Annotated in this window: 16 protein-coding genes; 14 read left to right on the top strand and 2 right to left on the bottom strand. The window is 75.4% G+C overall.

Annotated elements, in window-relative coordinates; genetic code table 11:
* Positions 1–2: 2 nt before the first annotated feature.
* From ACOQFB_RS13930 to nadD, 4 genes are all read left to right on the top strand, one after another.
* On the top strand, positions 3–983 hold the full coding sequence (locus ACOQFB_RS13930) for a hypothetical protein (protein WP_421610575.1): 981 nt from the start codon (positions 3–5) through the stop codon (positions 981–983).
* Positions 984–1,074: 91 nt separating this feature from the next.
* Entirely contained in the window at positions 1,075–2,316 is a 1,242-nt protein-coding gene (locus tag ACOQFB_RS13925) for an exo-beta-N-acetylmuramidase NamZ family protein (protein WP_421610574.1), read from the top strand.
* Positions 2,317–2,344: 28 nt separating this feature from the next.
* Positions 2,345–2,908 (top strand): hypothetical protein, encoded by a 564-nt coding sequence (locus tag ACOQFB_RS13920; RefSeq protein WP_421610573.1) that lies wholly within the window; start codon positions 2,345–2,347, stop codon positions 2,906–2,908.
* On the top strand, positions 2,905–3,468 hold the full coding sequence (nadD, locus tag ACOQFB_RS13915; protein WP_421610572.1) for a nicotinate (nicotinamide) nucleotide adenylyltransferase: 564 nt from the start codon (positions 2,905–2,907) through the stop codon (positions 3,466–3,468). Before ACOQFB_RS13920 ends, nadD begins: the two co-directional genes overlap by 4 nt.
* On the opposite strand, the gene ACOQFB_RS13910 is transcribed toward nadD, so the two are convergent.
* Positions 3,456–4,061: a DUF2520 domain-containing protein gene (locus ACOQFB_RS13910; protein WP_237758017.1), complete on the bottom strand. Its 606-nt coding sequence runs from the start codon at positions 4,059–4,061 to the stop codon at positions 3,456–3,458. The two genes, nadD and ACOQFB_RS13910, sit on opposite strands and share 13 nt — an antisense overlap.
* A gap of 298 nt (positions 4,062–4,359) precedes the next feature.
* On the bottom strand, positions 4,360–6,798 hold the full coding sequence (locus ACOQFB_RS13905; protein ID WP_421610570.1) for an AAA family ATPase: 2,439 nt from the start codon (positions 6,796–6,798) through the stop codon (positions 4,360–4,362).
* A gap of 209 nt (positions 6,799–7,007) precedes the next feature.
* On the opposite strand from ACOQFB_RS13905, the gene ACOQFB_RS13900 reads away from it, so the two are divergent.
* From ACOQFB_RS13900 to ACOQFB_RS13855, 10 genes are read left to right on the top strand one after another with little or no spacing between them, the layout of a single operon-like run.
* Complete coding sequence (locus tag ACOQFB_RS13900) at positions 7,008–8,939, top strand: FAD-dependent oxidoreductase (protein ID WP_421610569.1); 1,932 nt, start codon at positions 7,008–7,010, stop codon at positions 8,937–8,939.
* Positions 8,940–8,960: 21 nt separating this feature from the next.
* On the top strand, positions 8,961–9,467 hold the full coding sequence (locus tag ACOQFB_RS13895; RefSeq protein WP_421610568.1) for a QcrA and Rieske domain-containing protein: 507 nt from the start codon (positions 8,961–8,963) through the stop codon (positions 9,465–9,467).
* Between the two features lie 10 nt (positions 9,468–9,477).
* Positions 9,478–10,833 (top strand): cytochrome b, encoded by a 1,356-nt coding sequence (locus ACOQFB_RS13890; RefSeq protein ID WP_059437835.1) that lies wholly within the window; start codon positions 9,478–9,480, stop codon positions 10,831–10,833.
* Between the two features lie 2 nt (positions 10,834–10,835).
* Positions 10,836–12,122 (top strand): c-type cytochrome, encoded by a 1,287-nt coding sequence (locus ACOQFB_RS13885; RefSeq protein ID WP_421610567.1) that lies wholly within the window; start codon positions 10,836–10,838, stop codon positions 12,120–12,122.
* A gap of 20 nt (positions 12,123–12,142) precedes the next feature.
* Positions 12,143–14,005, top strand: coding sequence for a Sec-dependent nitrous-oxide reductase (gene nosZ, locus ACOQFB_RS13880; RefSeq protein WP_421610566.1), 1,863 nt, complete (start codon positions 12,143–12,145; stop codon positions 14,003–14,005).
* Positions 14,006–14,028: 23 nt separating this feature from the next.
* Complete coding sequence (locus ACOQFB_RS13875; RefSeq protein ID WP_421610565.1) at positions 14,029–14,685, top strand: hypothetical protein; 657 nt, start codon at positions 14,029–14,031, stop codon at positions 14,683–14,685.
* 4 nt (positions 14,686–14,689) lie between these two features.
* Positions 14,690–16,063: a nitrous oxide reductase family maturation protein NosD gene (gene nosD / locus ACOQFB_RS13870; protein WP_421610564.1), complete on the top strand. Its 1,374-nt coding sequence runs from the start codon at positions 14,690–14,692 to the stop codon at positions 16,061–16,063.
* On the top strand, positions 16,060–16,959 hold the full coding sequence (locus tag ACOQFB_RS13865) for an ABC transporter ATP-binding protein (RefSeq protein WP_421610563.1): 900 nt from the start codon (positions 16,060–16,062) through the stop codon (positions 16,957–16,959). Before nosD ends, ACOQFB_RS13865 begins: the two co-directional genes overlap by 4 nt.
* A complete protein-coding gene (locus ACOQFB_RS13860) occupies positions 16,956–17,423 on the top strand; it encodes a nitrous oxide reductase accessory protein NosL (protein WP_421610562.1) in 468 nt (155 codons plus the stop codon). The genes ACOQFB_RS13865 and ACOQFB_RS13860 overlap by 4 nt, the downstream gene beginning before the upstream one ends.
* A complete protein-coding gene (locus tag ACOQFB_RS13855; RefSeq protein WP_059437841.1) occupies positions 17,420–18,262 on the top strand; it encodes an ABC transporter permease in 843 nt (280 codons plus the stop codon). Before ACOQFB_RS13860 ends, ACOQFB_RS13855 begins: the two co-directional genes overlap by 4 nt.
* The last annotated feature ends 66 nt before the right edge of the window (positions 18,263–18,328 follow it).

Here is an 18,328-nt window from a genome sequence, read left to right as displayed (position 1 = left end):
GCATGTCGCGAACGACGCTCGCCGTGCTCCTCGCGCTCACCCTCGGGTGTGGCGGCCTGGACAGCCCGGACCTGTCCACCGGCGAGGTGCAGGGGCGCATCCTGGGGGCGTCCGCCGGCGCCTACGTCTACCCGCTCGGCCGGCCGGACCTGGTCGTCCGCGCCGCCGCCGCGGGCGACTTCGCCTACCGCCTCGCGCTCCCGCGCGGCGAGCACGACCTCGTGCTGTTCGACGGCGGCGTGCGCGCCGAGCGCGTGCCGATCGAGGTGGAGGGCGCCGGGGTCCGCACCGTCGCCGACCGGCGCGGGGAGGGCGCCGCCGGCGCCGCCGCCAAGATGCCGCTCGCGGGCGCGATCCTGGCCGGCGTCCGCGCGGTGGGCGGGGCGCTGCCGCTCGATCCGCGGCTCGACGTGACCGGCACCGACCCGGGCGCCCGGCTGCCGCTCGGCACCACCACGGCGCTCTTCCAGCCGCTGCCCGCCGGGCGCTACCGGCTCACCGCGGAGATGGTCGGCTTCCTGAAGGGCGGGGCGGACGTGGACGTGGTGGAGGGCGCCAGCACGCCCTACGAGCTGGAGCTGCTGGTGGACGACGACGAGGCGGAGCGGGGCTGCACGGCCACCGGCGGCTGCGAGAGCAGCGCGCTCGAGTGCGAGGACGACGGGCTCTGCCACGACGCCGATCCGTCGGGCAGCGCCTGCGCGTACACCTGCGACGGCGGCGCGCCCTGCCCGGCCGGCCTCGACTGCAGCGGCGGCCAGTGCCTCGCGGACCGCGACTGCGCCACCTACCTGTCGGTCGCCGGCACGCCGTGCGTGAGCGACGACGTCTGCGACGACGCGCTCCACGACGGGTCCTGCCGCCGGACCTCGGCCGAGCAGCCCGGCTACTGCACCGCGCCCTGCCAGGACGCCGGGCAGTGCGCCCCGTTCGGCGCCGGCTGGACCTGCGACGGCGGCCTCTGCGCGCCGCCGCCGCCCTGAGCCACCGCCGGCCGGAAGCTCCCCGCCCGCGCCGCGGCGCGGTACAACGTCGCGAGCCGCCCGGCCCGGGCGCGCCCGCGAGCCCCCACGCATGAGCCCACGCCGCCCGCCGACCCCACGAAAGAGCCCGCGCGCGGCGCGGCGCGGCGCGGTCCGCTCCGGCCTGGACGTGCTGGCCGCCCGCCGCTTCGCGCCGCTGCGCGGCCGCGCGGTGGGGCTCGTCTGCAACCCCACCGCCGTCACCTCCGGGCTCGTGCACGCGGCCGACCTGCTCCACGGCGCGCGCGGCGTGCGGCTCGCGGCGCTGTTCGGGCCGGAGCACGGCGTCCGCGGCGACGCGCAGTACATGGCCGCGGTGGAGGGCGAGCGCGATCCCCGCACCGGCGTGCCGGTCCACTCGCTCTACGGCGCCACGCCGGAGTCGCTGAAGCCGCGCCCCGAGCACCTCGCCGGCCTCGACGCGCTCGTCTTCGACATCCAGGACGTCGGCACCCGCTTCTACACGTACCAGGCCACCATGATGCTGTGCATGGAGGCGGCCGCGGCGGCGCGGGTCGCGTTCGTGGTGCTCGACCGGCCCAACCCCATCGACGGCGTGCGGGTGGAGGGGCCCGCGCTGCGCCCGGGCTTCGAGAGCTTCTGCGGGCTGCACGACCTGGCGGTGCGCCACGGCATGACGGTCGGCGAGCTGGCGCTGCTGTTCCGCGCCGAGCGGCGGCTCGACCTCGAGCTCGAGCTCGTGCCGTGCGAGGGGTGGCGCCGCGGGCAGCGCTTCCGCGACACCGGCCTGCCCTGGGTGTTCCCGTCGCCGAACATGCCCACGCCGGAGACGGCGCTCGTCTACCCCGGCATGTGCCTGCTCGAGGGGACGAACCTGTCGGAGGGGCGCGGGACCACGCGCCCGTTCGAGCTGTTCGGCGCGCCCTGGCTGGACGGCGCCCGCCTCGCCGCCGACCTCGCGCGCGACCGGCTCCCGGGCGTGGCCTTCCGCCCGGTGAGCTTCGTGCCGACCTGGGACAAGCACGCCGGCGTCCGCTGCCACGGCGTGGAGCTGCACGTGACCGATCCCGAGCGCTTCCGCCCGTTCCGCACCGGCCTCGCCTGCGTGGTGCGCGCCCGCGCCCAGGATCCGGCCCGGTTCGCCTGGCGCACCGAGCCGTACGAGTTCGTGGCGGACGTCCCCGCCTTCGACCTGCTGTGCGGCTCGGGCCGGGAGCGCGAAGGGATCGAGGCGGGCGCGTCGCCGGCCGAGCTGGCGCGGGCGTTCGCGCCGGAGGAGCGGGCCTTCGCCCGCCGCCGGTCGCCCTTCCTGCGCTATCGCGACCTGCGCTAGCCTTCCCCGTCCCTCCCCCGGAGCCCGCGTGCGCATCGGCCTGGCCAGCGACAGCGACGGCGACGTGGACGCGCTCCTGCGCGCCCTCGACGTGCTGGCGCGCGCGGGCGTGGACCGGGCCTTCTTCCTGGGGCGGCGCCTCGCCGACCTGGACGCGGCGCTGGCGCGGCGCGCGGCGGCGGGGCCGGACCCGCTGGCCGGGCGGGTGGTGCGGGTGGCGAGCCGCGCCGATCCGGAGCGCGCGGCCGGCGCGCCGGCCAAGGTGATCGATCTCCTCGACGGCCTGCTCTGCTGCGCGGTGCACGACAAGGCCGAGCTGACCCGCGACGACATCGCGAACGCGACGCTGCTCCTGCACGGACGCGCCCCGCGCGCCGCGCTGGTGGCGATCGGGCCGCGCTGCTTCGTCGCGCCCGGGCGCGTGCGCGCCGCCGCGGCCGCGCCCGGCGCCGCGCCCGAGCCGCCCACCTGCGCGGTGCTGGAGCTCGGGCCGGACGGGTTCGCGCTGGCCGTGCTCGGCCTCGACGGCGCGGAGCTGCGCCGCGAGCGCGCCGCCGCGTCCGGCGGCGGCGGGAGGATCTCGGTGCGATGAGCGGCGGCCGCGAGATCGCGCTCCTGGGCGGCTCCTTCAACCCGCCGCACGTGGCCCACCTCATGGCCGCGTGGTGGGCGCTCGCGACGCAGGGCGTGGCGGAGGTGTGGCTCCTGCCCGCGTTCCGCCACCCGTTCGGCAAGGAGCTGGCGCCGTTCGAGGACCGGCTGGAGATGTGCCGGCTCGCCGCGCGGGCGCTGCGCGGCGTGCACGTGTGCGGCGCCGAGGCGGAGCTGGCCGGGGACCCGCTGGTGGGGAAGACCGCCCGCACGCTCGAGCACCTCGCGGCGAAGCACCCGGACCGCCGCTTCGCGCTGGTGGTCGGCGCGGACATCCTCGCCGAGACCGCCAAGTGGTACCGCTGGGACCGGGTGCAGGAGCTGGCGCGCATCATCGTGGTGGGCCGCCAGGGGCACCCGCCGGTGCCGGGCGCGCCCGACCTGCCCGCCATCTCGTCCACCGAGATCCGCGCGCGCATCGCCCGCGGCGAGGACGTGCGCGGCCTCGTGCCGGAGCAGGTGCTGCGCTACGTCGAGGAGCGGGGGCTCTACCGCGGCTGACGCCGCGCGGGCCGCCGCGGGGCGCCGCCCGCCGCCCGCAGCACCGCCTCCGCGCGCGCCCGGTCGAGCCCGCCGCGGGCCGCGATCCCGACGAGCCGCCGGGTGAGCACCCGGTACGCGTCCCGCGCCTCGCCGCGCAGCGCCCGCACCTGCCGGCGGACCACCCCGGCGTCGCCGCGGGAGGCCGGCCCGGTGAGCGCGCCGGGCAGGCCGCGCTCGGCCAGGTTCTCCACCGCGCCGCGCAGGAGCGGCACCAGCGCCGGCAGCGCCTCGGCGGGCGGCGCCCCGGCGCGCGCCCAGGTCTCCGCGGCGAGGTCGGCGAGCGCCATCACCAGGTTCGAGGCCATCACCGCCGACGCGTGGTAGAGCGGCCGGCCCGACGCCGGGACGCGGATGGGCCGGAGGCCCAGGTCGCGCGCGGCGCGGACGAGGAGCCGCCGGGCCGCGGGGCCGCCGTCCACCGCCGCCGCCGCGCCGGGCTGGAACGGCCCGCCCGCCAGCGCCTGGAGCGGGTGGAGCGAGCCGGGGAGGGCGCCGCGCCGGCGCGCCGGCTCCAGCACGTCGAGCGTCAGCGCCCCGGCGCCGTGCGCCACCACCTGCCCGCGGGCGAGGTGGGACGAGGCCCCGGACCACCTCCTCGATGACCGAGTCCGGCACCGCCAGCAGCACCAGGTCGAAGCCGGCGGCGCGGTCGAGCGGGAGCGGCTCGGCGCCGAGCCGGCGCAGCCGCGCCCGGCCGCGGGCGGTGCGGGCGCCCCCGGCCACCCGCCAGCCGGCGGCGCGGAGGCCGGGGACGACCGCGGAGGCGAGCCGGCCGGCGCCGAGGACGTAGGCGGAGGGCATGCGGCGAGTCTCCCGCCGCGCGGGGCCGGCGGCAAGCCGGGGCGCCGATCAGGCGCGGGCGAACGCGAGCGCGCCGTCGGCGACGCTCACCGCCACCGCGTCGCCGGCGACGAGCTCGCCCGCGAGGATCCGCTCCGCGAGCGGCGCCTCGACCAGCCGCTGGATGGCGCCGCGCATCGGGCGCGCGCCGAGCGCCGGGTCCCAGCCGCCGTGGTCGAGCAGGTGCTCCACCGCGGCGTCGTCCGCCTCGAAGCGGATGCGGCGCTCGCCCTCGAGGCGGCGCGAGGAGTCGGCGAGCAGCAGGCGGGCGATGCGGGCCACCTCGTCGCGCGCCAGCGGCGCGAGCACCAGCCGCTCGTCGAGCCGGTTCCACAGCTCCGGCGGCACCGCGCCCCGGGCGGCGGAGAGCGCGCGGTCCTCGCGCGGCGCGGCCCGGTCGGCGGCGCCGAAGCCCATGGTGCCGGTGGAGGTCCGGGTGGCCTCGGCGGCCCCCAGGTTGGAGGTGAGCACCACCACCGTGTTGGAGAAGTCCACCAGCCGCCCGCGCCCGTCGGTGAGCCGGCCCTCCTCCAGGATCTGCAGGAGCAGCATCTGCACGTCGCGGTGCGCCTTCTCGATCTCGTCGAGCACCACCACCGAGGCGGGCCGGCGCCGGACCGCGTCGGTGAGCTGCCCGCCCTCGCCGTAGCCCACGTAGCCGGGCGCGGCGCCCACCAGCCGCGCCACGCCGGTCTGCTCGGCGCACTCGGTCATGTCGAGCTGCACCAGCGCGTCGGCGGAGCCGTACAGCGCGTCGGCGAGCGCGCGGGCCAGCTCGGTCTTCCCCACGCCGGTCGGCCCGAGCAGCAGGAACGAGCCCATGGGCCGGCGCGAGGCGAAGCCGGCGAAGTTGCGCTTCAGCACCCCGGCGATCCGGGTCACCGCGTCGGCGTGCCCCACCACGCGGGCGGCCAGCGCCGCCTGGATGCCCAGGATCCGCTCGCGGTCCGAGGCGAGGAGCCGCGACTCGGGGATGCCCGCCATCTTCGCGACCACCTGCGCCACCTCGCGCTCGCCGACCTGCCGCACGCCGGCGCGGTGCGCGCGCGAGCCGGCCAGGTCGAGCACCGCCACCGCCTTGTCGGGCAGGAAGCGGTCGGTGACGTGGCGGGCGGAGAGGGTGGCGGCGGCCTCCAGCGCCTCCGGCGCGTAGGCCACCTGGTGGTGCTTCTCGTAGCGGGGCGCGAGGCCGCGCAGGATGGTGACGGTGTCGGCCACCGAGGGCTCGCGCACCAGCACCGGGGTGAAGCGGCGCTCCAGCGCCGGGTCCTTCTCGATGTGCTGGCGGTACTCGTCGTGCGTGGTCGCGCCGATGCAGGGGAACTCGCCGCGGGCCAGCGCCGCCTTCAGCTCGTTGGCGGCGTCCTGCGGCCCCTCGCCGGCGGCGCCCGCGCCCATGAGCGTGTGCACCTCGTCGATGAACACCACCACCCGGCCGCCGGCCTTGCGGACCTCCTCCTTGATGCCGAGGAGCTTCTCGGAGAACGCGCCGCGGAGCTGCGTGCCGGCCACCACGCTCGCCATGTCGATCTCGACCAGGATCCGCTCGCGCGCCTGGCCGGCCGAGGCCAGCAGCCGCTGCGCGATGCCCTCGACGATGGCGGTCTTGCCCACGCCCGGCTCGCCCACCAGCAGCGGGTTGTTGGTGCGGCGCTTGCCGAGGACGTCGATGGCCTCCTCCACCTCGCGCTCGCGGCCGACCAGCGGGTCGAGCTTCCCGGCCGCGGCGAGCTCGGTGAGGTTGCGGCCCAGCTGCGACAGCCAGGGGAAGACCTTGGGGTCGAGCGCGTGCGGGCTGCTGCGGCGCGCGGGGGCCGCGGGCGCGGCCCGGGGCTCGGCGGCGGCTCCGGCCGGCGGCGCCGCCGGGGCGGGGGTCGCGGCGGGCGCGGGGGTGAGGGCGGGGGCGTCGCCGAGCGCGTCCTCGAGCCGGGCGTCGAGGTCGTCCGCCGGGGAGGCCTCGGCGCCGCGGCGCGGGACGGGCGTCGCCGTCGGGCCGGCGGCCGGGCCCACCTTCACCGGCTGGAGCTGGCGCAGCCGGCGCGGCATGCGGGCGGTGAAGTAGGACAGCGCGATGTTGCGCAGCGAGGCGAGCTGCAGGCCGCAGGCGGCGAGCAGCTGGTGGGCGGCGGCGCCGCGCACCCGGCTCATGGCGATGAGCAGGTGCAGGCAGTCCACCTCCTCGGCCCCCACGCCCTCGGCCACGTCCCGGGCGCGCTCGCGGAGGTCGCGCTCGACGCCCTCCGGCTCGCGCGGCGCGCCGGTCATGGCCAGCAGGATGCGGTCCTCGTCGATGCCGCGATCCCGGAGCAGGACCTCGGCGCGGTTCGGCACGGTGAAGAAGGCGAGGAGCTGGTGCGCGCTGGTGAGCTTCTGGTTGACGCTCCGTGCGATGTCCTCGGCCTCGGCCAGGACCTGCAGGAGCTCCATCGACTCGATGACCGTGGCCATTCCAGGGGAGAGTGCGATATCGGCCCGAACGGGTCAAATTTCGGGCCCTTCCAGACCACGCGCTCCCTGCCGGGGAGCGCGGCACGTTGTCCTTGCCCCGGACGGCCGCACGCACGGTCCGCGCAAGCCTGCATGGTTTCCGGGCACGGGGATCCGGCGCGGCGGCGCCGGTGCGGGCGGCGAGCATTCCACGGCGGACCGAGGTCCCGATGCGCATCGCGGTGCGGCTCCCGGGGTTCGAGGACTGGCGGGCCCAGGTCAAGTGTCAGGTCGGCTGCCCCGTGGAGACGGACGGCGGCCGGTACTGCCAGCTCGTGGCGCAGGAGCGGTACGAGGAGGGCTACCTCGTCGCCCGGGCGCCGAACCCGTTCGCGTCGGTGTGCGGCCGGGTCTGCGCCGCGCCGTGCGAGGACGCCTGCCGCCGCGGCACCATCGACGCGCCCATCACCATCCGCGCCCTGAAGCGGACGCTCACCGAGCGCTACGGCGTCGAGTCGGTCCACCCCGACGCGCAGGACCGGCTGCGCGAGGCGCTGGTGCCGGAGGGCAACCGGTACCCGGGGCACCTCCCGACCGTCCCGCTCCGGCGTGCGGCACGGGACGCCCGGCGCAAGGTCGCGGTGATCGGGGCCGGGCCGGCCGGGCTCTCCGCCGCGCACGATCTCGCGCTGCTCGGCTACGACGTCACGGTGTTCGAGGCCGCCGAGGAGCCCGGCGGCATGATGCGCTTCGGCATCCCCGAGTACCGGCTGCCGCGCAGCGTGATCCGCGGGGAGATCGAGAAGATCCTGGCGCTCGGGGTGGCGCTCCGGACCCGGGCCCCGCTCACGCCGGAGCGCGGCCTGGCCGCGCTGCGGGCCGAGGGCTTCGAGGCGTTCTTCCTCTCGGTCGGCGTGCAGAAGGGGCGGGACCTCGCCATCCCCGGCGTCGAGCTCGACGGCGTCGTGAAGGCGGTGGACTACCTCCTCAACGCGAACCGCGGCTACCGGATGAACCTGGGCCGGCGCGTGGTGGTGATCGGCGGCGGGTTCGTCGCGTTCGACGCGGCGCGGCTCGCGCTGCGCGCCGGGCGCGAGGACGAGGTCCGCGCGCTCGGCGAGACGCTCGGCGCGGAGTCCGACGCGCGGCTGATCGAGGCGCTCGACTCGGCGCGCGCGGCGGTGCGCGGCGGCGCGACCGAGGTGACCATCGTCTCGCTGGAGAGCTTCGAGGAGATGCCGGTCCTGCGGACGGCGCAGGGGCACGAGGAGTTCGAGGAGTCCAGGCGGGAGGGGATCCGGTTCCAGCCGCGGCGCGGGCCGCGGCGGTTCGTCGGGACGGGGCACCTCGAGGCCGTCGAGCTGCGCGGCGTGACCCAGGTGTTCGACGCGTCCGGCCGCTTCGCGCCGGCGTACGACGACGCGGACGTGATCGCGGCCCCGGCCGACGGCTGCGTCCTCGCCATCGGGCAGCGCGCCGACCTCTCCTTCCTGCGCCCCGAGGACGGCGTCGAGCTCACGCCGGCGGGGACCGTCAAGGTGGACCGGGCGACGCTCGCCACCACCGCGCCGGGCGTCTACGCCGGCGGCGACGTGGCGTTCGGCCCGCGGAACCTCATCGAGGCCATCGCGAACGGGAAGCGCGCCGCGCGCTCCATCCACGAGCACCTCTCCGGCGAGGCGGCGCGGCTCGAGGCGGTGATCGCCGTCCAGAAGATCCCCACCCGCGACTACCGCATGATCGCCGGGTTCGAGCTGCTCGACCGCGCCTCCCCGCCCACGCTCGACCTGGGGCGGCGGAGCGGCATCGCGGAGGTGGAGACCGCCTTCGGCGCGGAGGAGGGCATCGCGCAGGGCGCGCGCTGCCTCGTCTGCCACGTCCAGACCATCTACGACCCGGAGAAGTGCGTCCTGTGCGGCCGCTGCGTGGACGTGTGCCCGGAGTACTGCCTCGCGCTGGTGCCGCTCGAGGACGTGGACCTGCCGGACGAGGAGCGGCGGGCGCTGGTCCAGGCGGCCGAGGCCGGCGCGCTGCCGCTCTCCGCGATGATCAAGGACGACGCGCCCTGCATCCGGTGCGGGCTGTGCGCCATCCGCTGCCCCACCGACGCGATGACGATGGAACGGTTCCAGATCACGCAGCGCTACGCCCCCGCCGCCTGAGCGGGGACGCCGAGGTTCGCCATGGCCGAGCGGAAGGACCGGAGGGACTTCCTCGTGGGCATCGGGATCGGCGCGGGGGTCGTCGCGCTGGGCGGCCAGGGGATCGCCGCGCTGCGCTCGCTCGTGCCGAACGTCTCGTACGACGCGCCCACCACCGTGAAGCTGGGGCCGCCGGCCGAGTTCCCCGACGGCATGAAGTTCCTGCCCGAGCAGCGCCTGTTCGTGTTCCGCGAGGGCAACACGTTCCACGCCATCTCCGCGGTCTGCACGCACCTCGGGTGCACGGTGCGCGCCGAGGCGCTGCCCAGGGTGGAGACGAAGGAGGTCGGCGGGCGGCCGCTCAAGCTCACCCACCGCTTCCTGTGCCCGTGCCACGGCTCGCGCTACGAGGGCGACGGGCAGAACGTCGCCGGGCCCGCGCCGCGCCCGCTCGCCTGGTACGACCTCACCCTGGCCGCCGACGACGGGCAGCTGGTGGTCGACCTGGCCAGGCCCGTCGCGCACGACTTCCGGCTCACCATCGCGTGAGGAGGCGACCGTGGCCACCCTGCCCGAACCGTCGGTGAGCTCGCCCGCGCCGGCCGCCGCGCCCGGCGTCCACCCCCGCCCGCTGTGGAGCCTGCGGCCCGCGTCCGACCGCGAGGCCGGCGACGCGATCGTCGCGAACTTCCTGCTCCACTGGTTCCCCGCGAAGGCGCTGCGGGCCTCGCTGGAGTGGCGGTACTCGCTCTGGCTCGGCACCGTCTCGGCGGCGCTGCTCCTGCTGCTGGTGGTGTCGGGGCTCCCGCTCCTGTTCCTGCACGTCCCGTCGGTGGAGCGCGCCTACGGCTCGGTGAAGGACATCGAGTACGTGGTGACGTTCGGCTCCTGGATTCGCTCGGTCCACCGCCTCTCGGCGCACCTCATGGTGGCCGCGGTGTTCCTGCACCTGGTCCGGGTGTTCCTGACCGGCGCCTACAAGAACGGCGTGGGGCGCGGGCAGCACCGTGAGTGGAACTGGATCCTCGGCGTGGTGATGCTGCTCGTCACGCTGTTCCTCTCCTTCACCGGCTACCTCCTGCCGTGGGACCAGCTCGCCTACTGGGCGGTGACGGTCGGCACCAACATCGCCTCGGCGATCCCGCTGGTGGGCGAGGAGCTGCGGGAGCTGATGCTCGGCGGCCGCACCATCGACCAGCCCACGCTGATCCGCTTCTACGTGCTGCACGTGATCGTGCTGCCCGGCGCGCTCTTCGCGCTGCTCGCCTACCACATGTGGCGGATCCGCAAGGACGGCGGCCTGGCCTGCGCCGACCGCGCGGTCGCGCTGCCGGCGCCGGCGGAGGTCCCGCCGGCCGCCACCAAGACCTACTCGCTCCTCGGCATCGCCCGCGGGACCCACCCGACCATCCGCGCCACCTCGGTGGAGCGGCCGGAGACCACGGTCAGCTCGGTGCCGGACCTGACCCGCCGCGCCGCCATCGTGGTCCTCGGCACCATGGCGGTGGTGAGCATCCTCGCGGTGCTGGTGCCCTCGCCGCTGGAGGAGCCCGCCAACCCGCTCGTCACGCCCAACCCGGCCAAGGCGCCCTGGTACTTCCTGTGGCTCCAGGAGCTCGTGACCGACACCACGTTCCGGATCGGCTCCTTCACCGTCAACGGCGCGTTCCTGGGCGGCGTGATCCTGCCCGGCGCGCTGGTGACCCTGATGATCGCGTGGCCGTGGCTCGACCGGAGCCCGGCCTCGGCGGCGGGGCGCTGGTTCCCGCGGAGCCGCCGGACGCAGAACCTGGTGTTCCTCCTGATCGTGCTGCTGGTGCTCGTCCTCACCTACGTCGGCCTGTTCGCGCGCGGGCCGTACTGGAACCTGTACTGGCCGTGGGAGGCCTGGCCCCAGCTCCCGACCCGGATCTGACCATGGAACAGCGCACGCCCTCGCCCTACCGTCGCCGCGACCGGCTCGTCCTCGCGCTCGTCGGCGTCTCGCTGGTCGTCTCGCTCGGCCTGTTCGCCTGGAAGGACTGGTCCCACGACTGGCGCTGGTACCAGTGGGAGTTCCGCAACCAGGTGGAGGCGAAGCTCGGGGCGGAGAAGGCCCGCACCGTGCCCTCGGGCATGCTGCAGATCTGGGTGCCGGCGCTGCGGCACGCCGATCGCTGCCCGATGTGCCACCAGGCGGTCTCGTGGAAGGGCTTCGAGGACGCGGAGAACCCGTTCCGCACGCACCCGCCGGCGATCCTGGCCGCCCACCCGACGGAGCGGTACGGCTGCACCTCCTGCCACGGCGGGCAGGGCTACGCGGTGGACGTGGAGGCCGCGCACGGGCCGGTCCGCTTCTGGGAGGAGCCGGTGCTGGGCGCGACGCTCGGCGAGGAGTACTCGCTCGCGACCGACAAGGGCGCGCTCCTGCAGATGAACTGCAACGTCTGCCACCGCTACGACCGCGAGACGCCGGGCGCGAAGGCCATCAACGACGCGAAGGCGCTGGTCGCGCAGAAGGGCTGCCGCGCCTGCCACGTGATCAACGGGCGCGGCGGCAGCATCGGCCCGGACCTCACCTTCGAGGGCGACAAGGCGCCGGAGCAGTTCGACTACACGCGCCTGCTCGGCCAGCAGACGATGTTCGCCTGGCACGTGGCGCACTTCCGCGAGCCGAAGGCCATCGTCCCCGAGACGGTGATGCCGAACTTCAACTTCTCGACCGCGCAGGTCCAGTCGCTCGCGATGCTGGTGATGTCCTGGCGGAAGGTGGAGCTCCCGGCCGCGTACCTGCGCGGCGCGCCGCGGACCGATCCGCAGACGCCCGCCGAGGTCGAGGAGGAGCAGCGGATGCTGCACGGGCCGGGCGCGTGGTTCGTGAAGACCGGCTGCTTCATCTGCCACAACGTCTCGTCGCTGGGCGTGAAGAGCCCGGCGCAGATCGGCCCCGACCTCTCCATCGCGGTCGAGGACGTGCAGGCGCGCTTCGGGCGCACGCTCGACGACTTCCTGCGGGCGCCGACCGGCACCATGGCGGTGGTCCTCTCCCGCCAGATCATCCTGACGCCGGCGCAGCTGGACATGGCCATCCAGAAGGTGCGGGAGGCCTACGCCGAGCACCAGAAGCAGAAGGCGGCCGCCGGGACGAAGGCGCCGGCGGCGCCGGCATCCGAGCAGAAGACCCCCGGGCCCAAGGCGCCCGTGCGGAAGGCGCCCGCCCGCTGACCACCACCACGGAGGCAGACATGGCCGACACGAAGCTCTGGACGAGGATCGCCGTGGCGCTCGCGGCGGTGGGGACGCTGGCGCTCGCCGTGGGCTGCCCGCCCAGCAAGCCGAAGGGCTCGAAGCGCCCCGCCGGCGCGTCGGACATCGCGGTGGCGGCGGAGAAGACCTACGTCCCGCCCGGAGACCTCGACGAGTACTACATGTTCTCGTCCGGCGGGCACTCCGGGCAGGTCTTCGTCTACGGCATCCCGTCGATGCGCCACATCACCACCATCCCGGTGTTCGCGCCGTACTCGGGCACGGGCTACGGGTTCGACGACGAGACGAAGGCGATGCTCGGCAACCTCACCTGGGGTGACGTGCACCACCCGGCGCTGTCCGAGACCGGCGGCGACTACGACGGCCGCTGGCTGTTCGTGAACGAGATGAACGGGCGCGTGGCGCGCATCGACCTGCGGGACTTCAAGACCCGGCAGATCTTCGGGCCGGTGCCGAACATCTCCGGCAACCACGGCTCCACCTTCATCACGCCGAACAGCGAGTACGTGCTCATGTCCTCGCGGTTCTCGATCCCCATCCCCAAGGGGAAGGCGGTCTCGATCGACCGCTACGCCAGCGAGTACAAGGGCGTCGCGGCCGGCCTCAAGATCGACCCGAAGACCGGCCAGATGTCCCTCGGCTGGCAGGTGCTGCTGCCGCCGTTCGACTGGGACCTCGGCGACGCCGGCAAGAAGCTGTCCGAGGGCTGGTTCTTCCTCACCTGCTACAACTCCGAGCGCGCCACCGGGAAGCTCGAGGTCACCGCCTCGCAGCGCGACCGCGACTACATCGCGGCCATCGACTGGCGCCTGGCCGAGAAGTCCGCGGCGGAGGGGAAGGGCGAGCTGATCGGCGGGGTGAAGGTGCTCGACCCGAAGACGATCCCGGGGCTGGTGTACCTGATGCCGTGCGGGAAGTCGCCGCACGGCGTGGACGTCTCGCCCGACGGCAAGTACGTGGTCGGCTCCGGCAAGCTCCAGGGCGTCACCACCGCCTTCAACTTCGAGAAGGTCCTCACCGCCATCAAGAACAAGGACTTCGCCGGCGAGGAGGACGGCATCCCGGTCCTCAAGTACGAGTCGATCAAGGACGCCGAGGTGCCGGTGGGGCTCGGGCCGCTGCACACGCAGTTCGGGCCGGACGGGATGGCCTACACCTCGCTGTTCGTGGACAGCGCGCTGGCCAAGTGGAAGCTCGGGACCTGGGAGGTCCTCGACAAGGTCCCCATGTCCTACTCGACCGGCCACCTCGCCGCGGCCGAGGGCGACACCGTCTCGCCGGACGGGAAGTGGCTGGTGGGCCTCAACAAGCTGTCCCACGGGCGCCACCTCTCCGTCGGCCCCTCGCAGCCCGAGTCCTCGCAGCTGGTGGACATCTCGGGCGACAAGATGAAGCTCGTCTACGACGCGTTCACCGAGCCCGAGCCGCACTACGCGCAGATCATCAAGGCCGACAAGCTGAAGCCGATCGAGGTCTACCCCAAGGAGGAGAACAAGCACCCGCTCGCGATCTGGGACGTGAAGGACGCCGGCGTGACGCGCAAGGGCAACGAGGTGCTGGCGAAGGTGGTGGTGGTGCGGTCCAGCATGACGCCGTCGCTCATCGAGGTGAACGAGGGCGACACGGTGAAGGTCGCGCTCACCAACATCGAGCAGACCACCGACGAGCTCCACGGGTTCGGGCTGCTCGACTACAACATCAACATCGTCCTCGATCCCGGCGAGACCAAGACCGTCACCTTCAAGGCCGACAAGCCGGGCGTCTTCCCCTACTACTGCACGAACTTCTGCTCCGCGCTGCACCAGGAGATGCAGGGTTACCTCGTGGTGAAGCCGAAGTAGCGCCCCGCCGGCCGAGGACCGCCATGAAGAGACTGCTGGAGCGGAGCCACGCGCTCCTCACCGCGCCGGTGGGGGCGACGCCGCGGGTGCTCGCGCTCGTCGCCGCGCTGCTGATCGTCCCCACCTACGTCGCGCCGCTGTGGAACCTCACCATGTTCGCGCCGCAGTACGGGGACGGGCTCCGGCTGGACATCTACAGCTACAAGCTCGAGGGCGGGAACCACGGGCAGGACCTGAAGGAGATCAACCTCCTCAACCACTACATCGGGATGCACGATCTCGCGGAGGAGGACTTCCGCGAGTTCAAGTGGATGCCGTTCGTGCTGGGCGGCCTCGCGCTCGTCTTCCTGCGGGCCGCGGTGATGGGGCGGGTGCTCGACCTGCTCGACTCGCTGGTGGTCTTCAGCTACGTCGGGCTCTTCTCGCTCTGGTCCTTCGGCTACAAGCTGTACAGCTACGGCCACGACCTCGCGCCCGGCGCGCCGGTGAAGATCCCGCCCTTCATGCCGCCGATGATCGGCGGCGCGCAGCTCGCGAACTTCGAGGTGTACTCGTACCCGGGCCTCGGCTCCTACGCGCTGTTCGCGGTGGGGTTCGCGCTGGCCGCGGCGCTGCTGCTCGGCGTGCGCGCCACCCTCCGGCGACCGGCGGCCGCGCCGGTCGCGCGCGGCGGGCCCTGAGGCGATGGACGCCGTCGCGCCGCTCCTCGCGATCCTCCTCGCCCAGGACATGGCGCCCATCCCCGCCGGCAACCTGGAGGGGCGCCCGCCGGCGAGCGAGGCGTCCCCGCTCCAGGCCAGGGTGGACGCGGCGCCGCCCGGCGCTCGCCTCGAGGTCGGCCCGGGCACGTACGCGGGCGACCTGTACCTCGACCGCCCGGTCCACCTCGCCGGGCGCGGCCGCCCGCGGCTGGTGGGCTCGGGCCGCGGCAGCGTGGTGCGGATCCGCGCGCCCGGGGTGGTGCTGGAGGGCTTCGACATCGACGGGCGCGAGGGCGGCGACCTCGGGCGCGACTCGGCCGGCGTCCACGTCGCCGCCCGCGACGCGGTGATCCGCGGCTGCCGGATCGAGCGCGCGCTGTTCGGCGTCTACCTGCGCGAGGCGGACGGCGCGCGCGTCGAGGGGAACGTGGTGGTGGGGATCCGGGCGAAGGAGCCGGGCGAGAAGGGGTCGGGCGTCCACGTCTGGAACACCGACGGCTTCACGCTCGAGCGCAACGAGGTCCGCGACGCGCGGGACGGCTTCTACATCCAGTCCTCGCCGAACGGCGTGATCCGCGGCAACGTCGCGCGCGACCTGCGCTACGCGCTGCACTACATGTTCTCGGACGACAACGTGTTCGAGGACAACCTGTTCGAGCGCTCCGACGCCGGCGCGGTGCTGATGTACTCGCGGCGGATCGCCTTCCGCCGCAACCGCTTCCTGCACAACCGCGGCTTCGCCTCGGTGGGGCTCCTGTACAAGGCCTGCGACGACGTGATCGCCGAGGACAACCTGATCGCCGACAACGCGCGCGGGGTGTTCCTGGAGGGCTCGTACCGCGACGTCTTCCGGCGCAACGTGATCGCCGAGTCCGACGCCGCCATCGTGCTCTACGACTCCTGCGGCGGCGTCCGCTTCGAGGGCAACGCGTTCGTCGGGAACCTCACCACGCTCGACCTCGTCGGCCGGCGCACCGACACCTCCTTCGACGGCAACTACTGGTCGGACGACCGCGGGCTCGACCTCGACGGCGACGGCCGGAGCGACGCGCCGCACGTCCTCGGGAGCCTGTTCGACCACCTGCGCGGGAACCTCTCCGCCGCCGACCTGCTCGCCCAGAGCGTGGCGGCCTCGGCGCTGGCGGCCGCGGAGCGCAGCTTCCCGGTGCTGGCCCGGATCCAGGCGGTCGACCACGCCCCGCTGGCGCGGCCCCCGGTGCTGCCCGCGGTGCCGGTGGCGCGCCCGGAGGACGGCGGCGCGTCGGCAGCGGGCGTGGCGGGCTCCGCCGGCGCGGTGGCGCTCGGCCTGGCGGTGCTGGCGCTGGGCGGGCGGGCCGCGCGACGGGGGCGCCCGTGATCCGCTTCGAGGCGCTCACCAAGCGCTACGGGACCCACCGCGCCGTGGAGGCGCTCTCGCTCGAGCTCGCCGCGGGGGAGGTGGTGGCGCTCCTCGGCCCGAACGGCTCGGGCAAGACCACCTCGCTCAAGGTCGCGGCGGGGCTGGTGCTGCCCACCTCCGGCCGCGTGCTCGCCGGGGATCCGCCGGCCAGCACGCGCGACCCGGCGGCCCGGCGCGCCCTGTCGTTCCTGCCGCAGCGGGTGAGCTTCCCGGACTCGCTCACCGGCCGCGAGGTGCTCGAGTTCTACCGCCGGCTGCGCGGGGCGCCGCCGGGCGCGGCGGAGCAGGCGCTCCGCGCGGCCTCGCTCGACGGCGCGGCGGAGCGGGCGGTGGGGACGTACTCGGGCGGCATGACCCAGCGGCTCGGCCTCGCCGTCGCCGCGCTCCCCGACGCGCGCGCCTACCTGCTCGACGAGCCCACCTCCGCGCTCGACGCCGACGGGCTGGCGGCGTTCTACACGCTGGTCGAGCGCTGGCGCGGCGAGGGGCGGACGGTGCTCTTCAGCTCGCACCAGCTCGGCGACGCCGAGCGGCTCGCCGACCGGATCGCGATCCTGGTGGACGGGCGGCTGGTCGCGGCGCTCGGGCAGCGCGAGCTGGCGGACCGCCTGGCCGCGCGCGGGCGCATGCGCCTGCGGCTCGACGCCTGCCCCGCCGGGCTGGCCGACCGGCTCGCCGCGCTCGCGCCCGGCGCGCGCTGGACCGGCGAGGAGCTGGTGATCCCCGGGCCGCCCGCGCTGCGCGCGCAGGCGCTGGAGCTGGCCCGCGCCGCGGGGGCCGAGATCCGCAGCCTCACCGCCGAGGACGGGCGCCTGGAGCCGCTGTACCGCGAGCTGGTGGAGGGTTCCGCATGAGGCCACGATTCCCCGCGCGGCTCGCCGCGCTCGCGTGCGCCGCGGCCTGGGCGGCCGCCTGCCAGCGCGGCCCGCCCGCGCCGGCCCGGCTCGATCCGCGCAACGATGCCTGCGCGCAGTGCCGCATGATGGTGTCGGATCCGCCGTTCGCCGCGCAGCTCGTCGCGCCGAACGAGGAGCCGCGCTTCTTCGACGACCTCGGCTGCCTCCGCGACTACCTCCGCGAGCACCCGCGGCTGCCGCCCGGGGCGGTGGCCTACGTCGCGGACCACCGGACCTCGGCCTGGGTGCGCGCCGGCGCCGCGACGTACTCGCGGGTGCCCGGGCTCCGCACGCCCATGGGCTCGGGGCTGGTCGCCCACGCCGACGCCGCCTCGCGCGACGCCGACCCGGCCGTCGCGGGCGCGGCGCCGGTGCCGGCCGCGGAGCTCCTCGGGGCGGCGCCCGCGGCGGGGGGCCGATGAGCGTCGGCGGGTCGCCCCTGCTGCTCGTGGCGCGCCAGGAGCTGCTGCTCGCGGCGCGCTCGCGCTGGGTGCAGATCTTCGCGGCGGTGTTCGCGCTGCTCGCGCTCGGCGTGGCCGGCTCCGGCTACGTGCTCTCCGGCGGGCACGGGTTCCAGGACTTCGCCCGGACCAGCGCGTCGCTGGTGGAGCTGGTGGCGCTGGTGGTGCCGCTGGCGGCGCTGCTCATGGGCGTCCTCGCGCTCGCCCCGGAGCGCGGGACCGCCGAGCTCCTGTACGCGCAGCCGGTGTCGCGCCGCACCATCCTCCTCGGCAAGCTGCTCGGCCTCTTCGCGGCGCTCTCCGCCGCCGAGCTGGTCGGGTTCGGGGTCGCCGGCGTGGTGGTGTTCTCGCAGGCGGGCGAGGAGGGCGGGGGAGGGTACGCGCTGCTCGTCGTCGGCGCGGCCCTGCTCACCGCCGCGTTCCTGGCCATCGCGGCGCTCATCGCGGCCGGCGCGGTGGGGCGCCGGCGCGTGCGGGCGCTCGCGGTCGCGGTGGTCGTCTGGTTCGCGGCGGTGGTGCTGTTCGACGTCGCGGCGCTGGGTGTCGCGTCGCTCCTGCCCTCCGGGACCGCCTCGCGCCTGCTGGTGGTGGCGGTGATCGCGAACCCGGTCGGCGCGGTGCGGACCGGCGCGCTCCTCGCGGTGGAGGGCACCGCGGCGTTCGGCGCAGCGTCGCTCGCGTTCCTGCGCTTCACCGGCGGCCCGGCCGGCGCGGCGGCGGCGCTCGCGTCCTCGCTCGCGCTCTGGATCGTGCTGCCCGCGGCGCTGGCGGCGCGCCGGATCGGGCGGGTGGACCTGTAAGTCGCTGTCGGAGCGCCCCGCGCCGCGAGGGCGCTGGTGCGCGGGGGCGTCCCGCGCCAGAATCGC

The organism is Anaeromyxobacter sp. Red801 (assembly GCF_049201065.2).
In the GTDB taxonomy this organism is placed as follows: Bacteria; Myxococcota; Myxococcia; order Myxococcales; family Anaeromyxobacteraceae; genus Anaeromyxobacter.
Note: the sequence above shows the minus strand (reverse complement) of the source record. Positions and strands in the feature narration are given on the sequence as shown.